11 protein-coding genes are annotated in these 13,529 nt (G+C 72.8%); 4 read left to right on the top strand and 7 right to left on the bottom strand.

The features are described from left to right. Nucleotides 1-92: 92 nt before the first annotated feature. Complete coding sequence (locus OG429_RS34965; RefSeq protein ID WP_328929266.1) at nt 93-1,739, top strand: GMC oxidoreductase; 1,647 nt, start codon at nt 93-95, stop codon at nt 1,737-1,739. Between the two features lie 61 nt (nt 1,740-1,800). On the opposite strand, the gene OG429_RS34960 is transcribed toward OG429_RS34965, so the two are convergent. The 5 genes from OG429_RS34960 to OG429_RS34940 are packed head-to-tail and all read right to left on the bottom strand — an operon-like array spanning nt 1,801 to nt 5,881. Further along, nucleotides 1,801-2,280 carry a carboxymuconolactone decarboxylase family protein gene (locus tag OG429_RS34960; RefSeq protein WP_328929265.1) on the bottom strand — a complete coding sequence of 160 codons (480 nt, stop codon included), beginning with the start codon at nt 2,278-2,280 and terminating at the stop codon, nt 1,801-1,803. Beyond that, nucleotides 2,277-3,359 (bottom strand): NAD(P)H-dependent amine dehydrogenase family protein, encoded by a 1,083-nt coding sequence (locus OG429_RS34955; RefSeq protein WP_328929264.1) that lies wholly within the window; start codon nt 3,357-3,359, stop codon nt 2,277-2,279. The genes OG429_RS34960 and OG429_RS34955 overlap by 4 nt, the downstream gene beginning before the upstream one ends. A gap of 55 nt (nt 3,360-3,414) precedes the next feature. Continuing rightward, nucleotides 3,415-3,570 carry a DUF6126 family protein gene (locus tag OG429_RS34950; protein WP_328929263.1) on the bottom strand — a complete coding sequence of 52 codons (156 nt, stop codon included), beginning with the start codon at nt 3,568-3,570 and terminating at the stop codon, nt 3,415-3,417. Between the two features lie 36 nt (nt 3,571-3,606). After that, a complete protein-coding gene (locus tag OG429_RS34945) occupies nt 3,607-4,287 on the bottom strand; it encodes a helix-turn-helix domain-containing protein (RefSeq protein ID WP_328929262.1) in 681 nt (226 codons plus the stop codon). Between the two features lie 58 nt (nt 4,288-4,345). Then, nucleotides 4,346-5,881, bottom strand: a complete 1,536-nt coding sequence (locus OG429_RS34940) for an ATP-dependent DNA ligase (protein ID WP_328929261.1) — start codon at nt 5,879-5,881, stop codon at nt 4,346-4,348. 163 nt (nt 5,882-6,044) lie between these two features. On the opposite strand from OG429_RS34940, the gene OG429_RS34935 reads away from it, so the two are divergent. Both OG429_RS34935 and OG429_RS34930 read left to right on the top strand, forming a co-directional pair. Further along, nucleotides 6,045-8,774, top strand: a complete 2,730-nt coding sequence (locus OG429_RS34935) for an alpha/beta fold hydrolase (protein ID WP_328929260.1) — start codon at nt 6,045-6,047, stop codon at nt 8,772-8,774. Then, nucleotides 8,771-9,649 carry an ABC transporter permease gene (locus OG429_RS34930; RefSeq protein ID WP_328929259.1) on the top strand — a complete coding sequence of 293 codons (879 nt, stop codon included), beginning with the start codon at nt 8,771-8,773 and terminating at the stop codon, nt 9,647-9,649. The genes OG429_RS34935 and OG429_RS34930 overlap by 4 nt, the downstream gene beginning before the upstream one ends. 102 nt (nt 9,650-9,751) lie before the next feature. Here the strand turns inward: OG429_RS34930 and OG429_RS34925 are convergent, their stop codons facing one another. Both OG429_RS34925 and OG429_RS34920 read right to left on the bottom strand, forming a co-directional pair. Further along, nucleotides 9,752-10,705, bottom strand: coding sequence for an aldo/keto reductase (locus OG429_RS34925; protein ID WP_328929258.1), 954 nt, complete (start codon nt 10,703-10,705; stop codon nt 9,752-9,754). A gap of 141 nt (nt 10,706-10,846) precedes the next feature. Next, entirely contained in the window at nt 10,847-11,740 is an 894-nt protein-coding gene (locus OG429_RS34920) for an SCO6745 family protein (protein ID WP_328929257.1), read from the bottom strand. Nucleotides 11,741-11,844: 104 nt separating this feature from the next. On the opposite strand from OG429_RS34920, the gene OG429_RS34915 reads away from it, so the two are divergent. Then, nucleotides 11,845-13,467, top strand: coding sequence for a N,N-dimethylformamidase beta subunit family domain-containing protein (locus tag OG429_RS34915; RefSeq protein WP_328929256.1), 1,623 nt, complete (start codon nt 11,845-11,847; stop codon nt 13,465-13,467). Nucleotides 13,468-13,529 lie beyond the last annotated feature (62 nt).

The raw sequence follows: 13,529 nt of genomic DNA, 5'->3' as shown, positions 1-13,529 counted from the left end.
GAAGTCGCCAAGTTACTCACAAGTATGTAGTGACTTCACACGCCCATAGCAGTAGAACTCGTTCTCATTCAGCCAAGAGTGAGGAACGTCACATGAGTGAGAACGGCGTGCCCAGAAACGGTCCCAACGGATTCTCCCGACGCGGATTCCTCGCAAGAACAGGTTCTATTCTGGGGGCGGTGGCCCTCTCTGCTCACGTCACCCCCGCTTCAGCCGCGCAGGCCGCCACCTCCGCCGCCCCGATCGGCGACGGAGCCCGCGTCCCCGTCCTGGTGATCGGCACCGGATACGGCGGATCCGTCGCCGCCCTGCGCCTGGCTCAGGCCGGCGTCGATGTACACATGGTCGAGATGGGCATGGCCTGGGACACCCCCGGCAGCGACGGCAAGATCTTCGCCCACACCACCAACCCGGACTACCGCTCCTACTGGCTGCGCACCAAGACCAAGGCGCCGCTCAGCAACTTCCTCGGATTCCCGATCGACAAGACCGTCCCCAAGTACACGGGCATCCTCGACGCCGAGGAAATGGGCGGCATCATCGTCTACCAGGGCCGCGGGGTCGGCGGCGGCTCGCTCGTCAACGGCGGCATGGCCGTCACCCCGAAGCGGCAGAACTTCAGCGCCGTCCTGCCCTCGGTGAACGCCGACGAGATGTACGACACCTACTACCCCCGGGCCAATGCCGGACTCGGCGTGGGCCTCGTCGACCCGGCCTGGTTCGACACCGTCGCCTGCTACCAGTACGCCCGCGTCGGCCGCAAGCACGCCCAGCGCTCCGGCTTCCCCTTCGTCTTCGTCCCCGACGTGTACGACTGGGACTACATGAAGCAGGAGGCGGCCGGCACCGTACCCAAGTCCGCGGTCGACGGCGAGATCCTCTACGGGAACAACCACGGCAAGAAGTCGCTCCAGCAGACCTACATCGCCGCGGCCAAGGCCACCGGCAAGGTCACCATCTCCCCCCTCCACCAGGTCACCTCGGTCGCGCCCGCCCCCGGCGGCGGCTACACCGTCGGCATCAGCCAGCTGGCCACCGACGGCACCGTCACGGCGACCAAGACCGTCACCTCCGACCGGGTGTTCTTCGCCGCCGGCAGCGTCGGCACCAGCAAGCTGCTCGTCAAGCTGAAGGCCACCGGCGCCCTGGCGAACCTGAACGACGAGATCGGCAAGGGCTGGGGCGACAACGGCAACGTCATGTGCGGCCGCGCCAACCACATGTGGGACGCGACGGGCAAGGTGCAGGCCGCGATCCCCTGCGGCGGCATCGACAACTGGGAGGCGGGCGGTGCCTTCGCCGAGGTCGCCCCGCTCCCGACGGGGATCGAGACCTACGCGTCCTTCTACCTCTCCATCACCAAGAACCCGCACCGCGCCCAGTTCTCCTGGAACGCGGCGGCCGGCAAGGTCGAACTCGACTGGCAGACGGCGTGGAAGCAGCCGTCCATCGACATGGCCAAGACCATCTTCGACAAGATCAACTCGAAGGAGGGGACGATCTACCGGACCGACCTCTTCGGCACCAACAAGATCTGGGGCGACCACCTCACCTACCACCCGCTCGGCGGCGCCGTCCTCGACAAGGCCACCGACAACTACGGTCGCCTGCACGGCTACACCGGCCTGTACGTGATCGACGGCTCGCTCATCCCCGGCAACACCAGCGTCAACCCGTTCGTCACCATCACGGCCCTCGCCGAGCGGAACATCGAGAAGATCATCGCCACCGACCTGTAGCCGGGGCCGGGCACACCGAAGCCGGGGCCGACCGGATCCACCGAGCGGCCCCGGATCCATGTCAGTGACCCGGCAGCATGCAGACGCTGTCGAGGCCGAGCACGTGGTTGAGCCGGCCGAAGGCCAGCCAGGACCCGATGCTCATCGTCAGCTCCACGATCTCCAGCTGGCTGTAGTGCGCGGTCATCCGGTCCCAGAACTCGTCGTCGAGTCCGTGGTGGTCGAGCGTGTACCTCTCGGCGTACTCCGCCGCCAGCCGGGTGCGGTCGTCGAAGGCCTTCGTCGTGCGCCACTCGGTGACCGCGTCGGGGAACTCCTCCTCGACCTTCTCCCCCTCCCGTTCGGTACGCCAGTCCAGGCAGAAGACGCACCCGTTGATCTGCGCGACGCGCAGCCGGGCGGCCTCGAACTCGCGCAGGCCCAGAGTGGTGTGGGCGTACACCGAGAGGGAGAAGTTGGCGGCGGCCATGCCGATGCCCGGGACCATGTCGCCCCACACGTACTCGATCGGGTGCTGGCCTTCGGGGATGTCGATCCTCATGACTGTTTCCTTCCGAGTTTGCCGACGGCGGGGCGCAGCGGGATGTCGAGGGCGTCGTAGAGTCCGGGCTTGGCCTCGGTGAGCCAGTCGATGGCGCTCACCAGGCGCCCGACGGCGGTGGCGTTGCCGCCGGCCGAGCGGTTCTCGCCCTCGTCGGTGGCCTCGATGGTGACCTCGATGCGGGGACGGCCTTCGATGACGACGCGGTGGGCGCCGTCGCCGCCGTTCGGCGGCGACGGCCAGTCCGGAGCGCACGCGGCGTGGATGCGGGTGACGTGCTCGATGACGATGCGGGGCTCGCCCTCGACGATGCCCTGCACCTCGAAACGGATCGCCCCCTGGGTGCCGGCCTCGAAGGCGCCCATCGTCCTGGTGGTCACGGTGGTGTCGAGCGCGCGGCGCTCCGACGTCTCGCGGATCTCGTCCAGTTCGACCCCGAGGGCCCGGGCCATCATGCGTATCTGGCCGCCCCACACCATGGTCGGGATCGAGGGCATGAGCATCATCGGCTCGTGCTCCATGGGCTGGCCCATGCCGACGAGTTGACGGACGGAGTCCGGCTGGTCGTAGGTGGAGTAGTCGAAGATCTCCTGGCAGCGGATCACGTCGATGGTGGCGCCCAGTCCGCTGAGCAGCAGCGGGAGTACGTCGTTGCCCCAGCCGGGGTCGACTCCGGAGGCGAACAGCGAGCCGCCGCCCTCCGCGATGGCGGCCAGCACCGGATCGCGGAACTCCGGCGGTGCGCTGCGGTGGTCGTAGAGCGGGTACAGCGCGGGGCTGACGACCACCGCGCCGGACCGGATCGCCCGGGTGATGTCGGCGAGGGCGTCGTCGGGACGGACGTCCCCGGAGGCCGCGTACACGACGGCCTGCGGGCGTCCGGCCAGGACGGCTTCGATGTCGTCGGTGGCCTCGACCCCCAACGGGTGGCCGAGTCCGCCGAGTTCGCCCGCGTCGCGGCCGACCTTGGCTGGATCGTGGACGATGACTGCGGCGAGCTTCAGCTCGGGATGGGCCTCGACGGCGCGGATGGCCAAACGGCCGACGTTGCCGGTACCCCAGACAACCGTGGAAATCATGCGCGGAGGGTAGCTACAGGACCTGCACCTTTCCAGAGCCGTGCGGCCCAGAGCGTTACTGGTTCTGGCCGCCCAGGACGAAGAGCAGGTAGACGAAGAAGGCGAAGAGGTGGCCGACGAACAAGTAGGCGATCAGCCGGATCAGCAGACCGCGCGGGAACTTCGATTCGATGCGCGCCCGCATGGTGACGGGGTTCTCTCCTTGGGACATGGCTGGGACTCCTCGGCTGTCTGTGGCGCAGGGGGGCTATCGGGGGTGCGTGGACGTGGTGGCTCCGCCGAGGCACAGCCCGGCGAGGCTGCTCTGCAGCAGGGTGTGGACGAACAGCAGGTCGGCTCCGCCCGCGGAGGCCGCGCCGATCCGGTGCGGGGTGAGCGAGTCGAAGTGCGCGCTGTCCCCCGGTTCCAGCAGGTACTCGGCCTCCCCCAGGTGCAGCCGCAGCCTCCCGGCGAGGACGTACAACCACTCCTCGCCGGGATGTACGCGGACCAGCTCGCCCTGGCTGCGGCCCTGAGGGACGTGCACGCGCAAGGCCTGCATCCCGCGCCCGGAGCCTCCGGCCTGCCAGTACGTCCACCCGTCGGCCTCCCGGGCACCCGGACCGCCGGCCCGTACGATGGGATCGGCGACGGCCGGGGTCTCGCCGAGCAGCTCGGAGACGGTCGTACCGTAGGTGCGGGCGAGCGCGAGCAGCAGCGGCAGCGAGGGCTGACGCCGTCCCGTCTCCAGCCGGGACAGGTGCGCGGGCGAGAGCCGGGCCCTCGCCGCGGCGGCTTCCAGGGTGAGTCCGGCGCGGCGGCGCAGGTCACGCAGTTGCGGGGCCACGGCGGGCAGCTCGTCGGCGGGCTCGGCGGGGTCGGCCACCGCTTCGGGGCCGGTTGCGGGGTCGGTCCGGTCTTCGGGACCGGGGGCAGGACCGGATGTCATGCCCCGATTGAGCCAGAGATTTGCCTTTCCGGCAATGCGTCTTGCCTCTGAGGCAAATTCACCGGACCCTGCCCTGTTCGAGCACCGTGTCCACCGTGTCGGCCTGGTCCGCGCGCTTGTCCGGGCGGTGCCGGAGCACCCGCGCGAAGCGCAGCGCCACCCCGGCCGGGTAGCGCGGGGAACGCTGCAGACCGTCGTAGGCGACCTCCACGACCAGTTCCGGGCGCACCCGGACGGTGAAGCCGTCGTCCGAGGTCGCCAGCGCGCCCAGCGCCCCGGTCTGCCAGCGCAGCATCTCGTCGGTGAGCCCCTTGAAGGTCTTGCCGAGCATGGCGTACGTCCCGTCGGCGGCCCGCGCGCCGAGGTGCAGGTTGGACAGCAGCCCGGTGCGCCGTCCGTGGCCCCACTCGGCGGCGAGGACGACCAGGTCCAGGGTGTGCACCGGCTTCACCTTGAGCCAGTTCCTGCCGCGCCTGCCCGCCGCGTAGGCGGAGCCGAGACCCTTGACCATCACACCCTCGTGGCCGCGGCGCAGGGTCTCGGCCCAGAACTCCTCCGCCTCGGCGGCCTGCGCCGACGCGTCCTCGACCACGAGGCGGCGGACCCGGGCACTCTCGGGCACGAGCGCGGCGAAAATCTCGTACCGCTCGCGGACCGGGAGGTCGAGCAGCACGTCGTCCCCGGCGACCAGGACGTCGAAGAAGAAGGGGACCACCGGGAGCGTCCGCCGGGCGGCCTCCACGTCGACGCGCGAGCCGACCCGGCTCGCGATCTCCTGGAAAGGCACCGGACGGCCGTCCGCGGCCCGGCCGATGACCTCTCCGTCGAGGACGAACCGTTCCCCCGGCAGCGACCGGGCCAGCGCGGCCACCTCCGGCAGCCGGTCGGTGATCTCGTCCAGGGAGCGCGTGTACACCCGTACCTCGTCCCTCTCGCGGTGGACCTGGACCCGGATCCCGTCGAGCTTCTCCTCCACCGCGCAGGGCCCGAGCGCGGCGAGGGCCTCCGCGACCGTCTTGGCGGTGGCCGCCAGCATGGGCTGTACGGGTTGCCCGACGCGCAGGGTGACGTCCCGCAGCGCCTGCGGCCCGTCGGCGAGGACGGCGGCGGCCACGCGCGGCAGCGACCCGTCGAGCATCACGGCGCGGCGCAGGTCCTCGGCCGGAACTCCGGCGGCCGCGGCCACGCCCTCCAGGGCCACCGCGTCGAGTGCGCCCTGGCGTACCTCGCCGGAGAGCAGGCTGCGCAGGAACCGCTGCTCGGCCTCGGTGGCCGCGCCGAGCAGGCCGTCCAGGATCCGGCGGCGCCGGGCCTGCGATCCCGGGCCGGCGACGGCGGCCAGCTCCGTGACCGCCTCGTCCACGGCCCGGACGGTCAGGCCGGGCTCCGGCGCCGGTTCCACCTCCTGCGCGAGGGCGCGCCAGCCGATGCCGGGGCGGCCCTGTGGGAGGCGCCCGGCCAGGTACGAGATCACCAGCGCGGCCTCCTGCGGGGGTGCGGCGGCGAAGAGCTCCGCGAGCAGGGCGGTCTTCCGCGACCGGGCGGAGGTGTCGGCGACCTCCTGGGACACGCGCGCGACCTCGGCCAGCAGCATGCGGCCATCCTCCCGCCGGGCGGAGCGCCCCGCAGGTCGGGAGCCGGGTGGCCGCATACCGCGGGTGCGGTACAGGGGGGCGGTCCGTGTACTCCCCCGGAAGGTGGGGACATCCCCCTGTGGGCGCTCGGGCCGGGGGGCACCTGGCGTTTAGGGTTCCCGTATGAAGCTCCGACTGCCCAGGCGACGCCGGGACCGCCTGCTCGCCGGCGCGGCCGCGCTCGCCGTCGTCGCGGGAGCCGGCACGTGGACGGCCGCGGCCTCGGCCGCCGGTGACGCTCCGGCCGTGCACCGCCAGGACGCCGTGCTGGACATGCCCGACGCCGCGATCGACACCTCGTACTTCACGGCCGGCGGCGGGGACGGCGAGGGGAAGAAACGTCCCGCCGTGCTGCTGGGGCACGGTTTCGGCGGCAGCAAGGACGATGTGCGCGCGCAGGCCGAGCGGCTGGCCCGCGACGGGTACGCCGTCCTGACCTGGTCGGCGCGCGGCTTCGGCCGCTCCGGGGGCCGGATCGGGCTGAACGACCCGGAGTACGAGGTCAAGGACGTCTCCCGGCTCATCGACTGGCTCGCCACCCGGCCCGAGGTGCAGCTCGACGCGGACGGCGATCCGCGCGTCGGCGTGTCCGGCGCCTCGTACGGCGGTGCGGTCTCCCTGCTCGCGGCCGGGTACGACCGGCGGGTGGACGCGATCGCCCCGCAGATCACCTACTGGAATCTGGCGGACTCCCTCTTCCCGAACGGCGTCTTCAAGAAGCTGTGGGCGGGCATCTTCTTCACCACCGGCTCCGTCGGCGGCATGCAGCCCGCCCAGCCGGGGCCGCAGGCGCCCGATGCGCGGTCCGCCCCCGGCTGCGGGCGGTTCCAGCCCGAACTCTGCTCCATGTACGAGCGGGTCGCGGTGGCGGGGAAGCCCGACCCCGAGGCCCGCGCGCTGCTGGAGCAGCGCAGTCCGTCGGCCGTCGGTGCCCGCATCAAGGTGCCGACCCTCATCGTGCAGGGCCAGGACGACTCCCTCTTCCCGCTGGACCAAGCCGACGCCATGGCCAAGGCCATCGCGGCGAACGGCGCGCCCGTCTCCGTGGACTGGGCGGCCGGCGGGCACGACGGCGGCATGCGCGAGGCGGACCGGACCGAGGCCCGGGTCGCCGCCTGGTTCGACCGCTACCTCAAGGGGGGCGGGGCCGGCGAGAACACGGACACCGGCCCGGCGTTCCGCGTCTCGCGCTCCGGCGGCATCGACTCCACCGACGGGCGGGTACAGCTGCGCGGCGCGAGCGGCGAGCGGTACCCCGGACTCACCTCCGGCCCGGAGCGGTTCGCGCTGACCGGGCGCGAGCAGGGCTTCGCCAATCCGGCGGGCGGGGCGCCCCCCGCGCTGTCCTCGCTGCCCGGCATCGGCGGGCAGCTCGCCGCCTTCGGAGCCGGGTTCTCGCTGGACTTCCCGGGGCAGAGCGCCCGCTTCGAGTCGGAGCCGCTGACCGAGGACGTACGGATCACCGGGACTCCGACCGTCACCCTGAAGGTGAGGTCGACGGCGCAGGACGGTTCGGCCGTGCTCTTCGGCAAGGTGTACGACGTCGGGCCCGACGGTCGCCAGCAGGTGCTGCCGAGTCAGCTGGTCGCCCCGGTGCGGGTGGAGGACGCGCAGCAGGGCAGGTCCGTCGAGCTCCGGCTGCCCGCGATCGACCACGCCGTGGAGGCCGGGCACCGGCTGCGGCTCGTGGTCGCGGCGACCGATCTCGGCTACGCGACCCCGGCCGCGCCCGCCACCTACACGGTCTCGGCCGAGGGTCCGCTGGCCGTCCCCGTGGCCGCGGACGTGCGGACCGCCTCGGCCGGGCTGCCCGCCTGGACGTGGTGGCTGCCGCTGGGCGCGGCGGCGCTGGCCGCGGCGCTGCTGGGGATCCGGCGGACCGGGCGGGGGCCGGCAGGGGCGCGGGGCGGCGTACCGCAGCCGGAGCCCGCGCTGGCCGACGTACCGCTGGAGATCACCGGACTGACGAAGCGGTACGCGAAGGCGGAGGACCGGTACGCGGTACGGGACCTGTCGTTCCGGGTGGAGAAGGGGCAGGTGCTGGGGCTCCTCGGGCCCAACGGCGCCGGCAAGACGACCACCTTGCGGATGCTGATGGGGCTGATCTCGCCGGACGCCGGGGAGATCCGGGTGTTCGGGCACGCGGTACGGGCCGGGGCGCCGGTGCTGTCGCGGGTCGGGGCCTTCGTGGAAGGCGCCGGATTCCTGCCGCACCTGACGGGCCGGGCGAACCTGGAGCTGTACTGGCAGGCCACCGGCCGTCCGGCCGGGGACTCGCACATGGCGGAGGCCCTGGAGATCGCTGGGCTCGGCGACGCGCTGGAGCGCGCGGTGCGCACCTACTCGCAGGGCATGCGGCAGCGCCTGGCGATCGCGCAGGCCATGCTCGGCATGCCCGACCTGCTGATCCTCGACGAGCCGACGAACGGTCTGGACCCGCCGCAGATCCGGGAGATGCGGGACGTGATGATCCGCTACGCGGCGGGCGGACGGACGGTCATCGTCTCCAGCCACCTGCTGTCGGAGGTGGAGCAGACCTGTACGCACCTGGTGGTCATGGACCGCGGCAGACTGGTGCAGGCGGGCGAGGTCGCGGAGATCACCGGCGGCGGGGACACCCTGCTGGTGACGCTGGCGGAGCCGGTGGACGAGACGGCCGTCGAGAAGGTGGCGGCGCTGGAGGGAGTGGGTTCCGTGGTGTCCGCCGAGGACGGGCTCCTCGTACGGCTCGAAGGCGCGACGGCCGCAGGGCTGATCGCCGAACTCGTACGGCTGGAGGTGCCGGTGGCGGGAGTCGGGCCGCACCGCCGGCTCGAGGACGCGTTCCTCACCCTGATCGGAGGTTCGGCATGAGCACGGTAGAGGCAGGGACCGTCCAGGAGGTGGCCCCGGGCTACCGGGCGAACCGTACGCTGCCGCTGCGCGTGGAGGCGCTGCGGCAGTGGCGCCGGCGGCGGACGCTGGTGATGGGCGGGGTGCTGGCCGCGCTCCCCTTCATCCTGATCATCGCGTTCGCGGTGGGCGGCGGGCCCGGCAGCCGCAGCGGCGGAGACGGCCGGATCACCCTCATCGACACGGCGACGGCCTCGGGCGCGAACTTCGCCGCGACCTGCCTGTTCGTGTCGGCGGGCTTCCTGCTGGTGGTGCCGGTCGCGCTGTTCTGCGGGGACACGGTGGCCTCCGAGGCGAGCTGGTCCTCGCTGCGCTATCTGCTGGCGTCGCCGGTGCCGCGGGCGCGGCTGCTGTGGAGCAAGCTGGTGGTGGCGCTCGGCTTCAGCCTGGCGGCGATGGTGCTGCTGCCGGTGGTCGCGCTGGCTGCGGGCACGGCCGCGTACGGGTGGGGGCCGCTGAAGCTCCCGGCGGGCGGCGCGCTGCCCGCCGGGGACACGGTGCCGCGGCTCGCGCTGGCGGTCGCCTTCGTCTTCGTGTCGCAGCTGGTGACGGCGGGGCTCGCGTTCTGGCTGTCCACGCGGACGGACGCGCCGCTGGGCGCGGTGGGCGGCGCGGTCGGGCTGACGATCGTCGGGAACGTGCTGGACGCGGTCACCGCGCTCGGGTCGTGGCGCGAGTTCCTCCCGGCGCACTGGCAGTTCGCTTGGGCGGACGCCTTGCAGCCGCAGCTGGAGTGGGGCGGGATGGTCAAGGGGGCGGCGGTGTCGGTGTCGTACGCGCTGGTGCTGTTCGCCCTCGCCTTCCGGGGGTTCTCCCGCAAGGACATCGTGTCCTGAGTCCGCACGGCGGCCCGCGGCCCACCGGCCGACCGGCCGCGGCCCCGGAGCCGCGGCCGGAAGCGCCCGCCTGCGTCCTGACGGGGGCGCCCGTCTGAGGCGTCATTCCGGCTTCCGCGCCCCCGGGATGGCGTCGATCGCGGCGAGCAGCCCGGCGTCGAGCGGTCGGTCGGCGACGGCCGCGTTGGCGCGTACCTGTTCGGCCGAGGTGGCCCCCGCGATGACGGATGCGCAGCCGGGCTGGGCCGAGAGCCAGCCGATGGCGAGTTCGAGGACGGTACGGCCGTACTTCTCGGCGAGGGCGGCCAGCGCTTCGACGACGTCGAGCCGTTCCTCGGTGAGGTAAGCGTCGCGGCCTTCGAGGCGGGAGCCGGCGGGGACGGCCGCGCCGCGGCGGATCTTGCCGGTCAGGAGGCCGTTGGCCAGCGGGAAGTACGGGAGCACGCCGACGCCGTAGTGCAGGGCCGCCGGGACGAGCTCGCGCTCGGCCGACCGCTCCAGCAGCGACCACTGGTTCTGCGCGGAGACGAAGGGAACCGAGCCCGTCTCGCGGGCGACGTGGGCGGCTTCGGCGAGCTGCCAGCCGGTGAGGTTGGAGTGGCCGATGTAGCGGACCTTGCCCTCGGCGACGAGTTCGGTGAGGGCGGCCAGGGTTTCGGCGATGGGGGTGGCCGGGTCGGGGCTGTGCAGCTGGTAGAGGTCGATGTGGTCGGTGCCGAGGCGGCGCAGGGACTCCTCGACGGCCCGGCGGATGTAGGCGCGGCTGCTGCGGGCGCCGGCTGCGGGCCCGTACTTCATGTCCATGCCGGCGAAGCCGAACTTGGTGGCGAGGACGACCTGGTCCCGGCGGCCCTTGAGGGCCTGCCCGAGGTGGCTCTCGGAGCCGCCGAGGCCGCCGTAGATGTCGGCGGTGTCGAGGAGGGTGATGCCCGCGTCGAGGGCGGCGTCGACGACGGCGCGGGTCGCCTGGGCGTCGAGCCGGCCGCCGAAGTTGTTGCAGCCGAGCCCGACGGCGGAGACCTGAAGACCCGAACTGCCCAGGGAGAGATAGCGCATGCGTTTCCAGCCTCCGCGTTGGTGCGATGCCTGACCGGCCGTCGGGTCAGTCTAGAAGGGCCGGGCGCACTTCACGGGCTGCTCCTTCCGGCCGGCGTCGGGGCGCTGGAGGCGCGCACCGTCGTCGAGTGGGGGGTCGGTTCAGCCCTCGTAGTCGTACTTCATCCCGATGCCCAGGGTGCCCTGGGCCGGGAGGAGTCCGGAGCCGACGATGTCGAGAACCGGCGGAAGGAGCAGTTCGGCGAGCCGCGCCACTTCCTGCGGGGTCAGCGCGGACCACGGGGCGGCGGCGAGTTCGTCGGTGAGCTTCTCCACGGCGGTGCGCAGCGCCAGCCCCGCCGCGGTGGCCGTACCGTCCTCGGTCAGCAGGCCTCCTGCGGCGAGGCGGTCGCGGGCGGCGCTCCACTCGCTCGTGGACCACTCGCGGTTCGCGAACGCCTCGGCGGGAGCGGCTCCGGCGCCGGAGTGCAGGACCAGGGACTCGACCGGGTCGAGGTGGTGGGCCTGAAGGGCGGCGATGTGGCCGTCGCCGCGGTGCTCGCGCAAGATCGTGGCGGCGTGCCAGAGCACGGCGTGCGGTGTCCCGGGCCAGGGCAGCGCCGCGTTGGCGGCGGCCAGCGGGCGTCCTGCGGTGTCGGCGGCCTCGGCGGCGCGGCGGGCCAGGCGCGCCGCCTCGGCCAGGTCCGGGGAGGCGGTGCGTTCGCCCAGCAGCGAGCGCAGGGCGCGGTCGGTGGCGGCGGCGCGGGCCGCGAGGACCCGGGCCGGCGGGGCGGGCTGCCAGGAGCGGGCGACGTAGCGCCGCACCATGCCCGGGTTGAAGCTGTAGAAGAGGGCGTTCACGAGCTCCGCGTCGGCCGGGCCGAGCGGGGCGGCCCTGAAGGCGAAGTACATGGGCCACCGCTCGTCCGTGGCGTAGCCGAGGCCCGCGGCCTCCTCGTAGCTCTCGGGCGCGAAGTAGACGAGGGCGTGGACGGGTTCCAGCAGCTGCCACAGCTGCCGGACCGTGCCCAGACCGTGTGCGCCGTCGTACCTCATGTCACTTGCCTCCAGGGTCAGTTGATGCCGGTCCGGGCAGGTGGGCCAGCATAGGTCACGGGCCGGTGGGGGCCATGGCCGAAGGGTGACATAACGTGCCCTCCATGGATCAGGAGCACATAGCCCGGGATGGCGAGGGCGCAGGCAGGCGGCGGTTCCTCGCGATCGCGACCGGTGCGGCGACGGCGGCCGGGCTCGGGGCCGTGGCCGGCTGCGCGAGCGGCGACGGCGGCGGCGCCGACGGGCAGGGCGGGAACCCGTCCGCCGGGACCCGGCCGCCGTCGGGAAAGCCGTCGGCGGCGGGGCCCGGAGCCTTCGACGTCACGGCCGAGAACGCCCGCCCCGGACACGCCGACTGGCCGGTGACCAAGGCCGGAGCGGCCCGGGCCATCGAAGGCTTCGCGGACCGGGTCAGCGTCCTGCCCGGCGAGTCCTTCGGGCTGCACGTGTCCACCACCGCGCCCCGGTTCACCGTCTCCGCCTACCGGATGGGCTGGTACGGCGGAGCCCGGGCCCGGCTGGTGTGGCGGTCGGAGGCCCTGCCCGGCGTGCGGCAGCCCGAGCACACGGTGGACTCCGGGACGCGGACGGTCCGCACCCGGTGGGCCCGTACCACGACGGTCGACACCAAGGACTGGCCCGAGGGCTGCTACCTGCTGCGGCTCGACGCGCAGGGCGGCGAGGGCCAGCGCTTCGTACCGCTCACCGTCCGGTCGGCGGCGACGGCGGGCCGTACCGTCGTGGTCAACGCGGTGGCGACCTGGCAGGCCTACAACCGGTGGGGCGGCTACGGCAGCTATGACGGACCCAGCGGCGGCTACGCCTCGCGCTCCCTCGCCGTGACCTTCGACCGGCCGTACGACTACGACGACGGCGCGGGTCTGTTCCTGGTGTACGAGGCCTCGCTGATCGCGCTCGCCGAGCGGCTCGGCATACCCCTGGCCTACACGACGACCACCGACGTGGCCCGGGAGAAGCGGCTGCTGGAGGGGGCCGCGGCGGTGCTCTCGCTCGGGCACGACGAGTACTGGTCGCCCGAACAGCGGGCCCACATCACTGCAGCCCGCGACGCCGGCACGAACATCGCCGTCCTGGGCGCGAACTGCTGCTTCCGCCGGATCCGGCTGGAGGCCTCGGAACTGGGCCCGGACCGCACGCTGGTCTGTTACAAGTCCTCCTACGACCAGGACCCCGGATTCAAACGGGGCCACCCGGCGACGGTGGACTTCCGCTCGGCACCCGGTACGGACCCGGAGAGCTCGCTGCTCGGCGTCATCTACGACGGCTACCCGGTGGACGCCCCGTACGTGGTGACGAACCCGGGCCACTGGCTCTTCGAGGGCACCGGTGCCAAGGCGGGCGACCGCTTCGAGCACCTGGTGGGGGTGGAGTACGACAAGGTGAACACCGCGTTCCCGACGCCCCGGCCGATCGAGATCCTGGCCCACTCCCCCGTGGTGTGCGAGGGCCGGCCCAGCCATCAGGACACGGCGTACTACACGGTGCAGAGCGGTGCGGGGGTCTTCGCGACGGGCACGATGCGGTGGGTGGAGGCCCTGGACGCGACGGGCGACGGGCGCAGCGGCTCGAACCACGGCCTGGACGCGCGCTGCGGTGCGCTGACGACCCGGGTGACGGAGAACCTGCTACGGGTGTTCGCGGCGGGCCCGGCCGGCCGGACGCACCCGGCGCAGGACAACGTCAAGGCGGTGTACGGGGGTTCGTGAGGTTCATGAGGCGGAGGCCATGATTGCGCTGGCTGGACGACCGGTTTCCTGGTCGTATTGGG

Source organism: Streptomyces sp. NBC_00190 (assembly GCF_036203305.1).
Lineage (GTDB): Bacteria > Actinomycetota > Actinomycetes > Streptomycetales > Streptomycetaceae > Streptomyces.
This window is presented reverse-complemented; position numbering and strand designations above follow the sequence as displayed.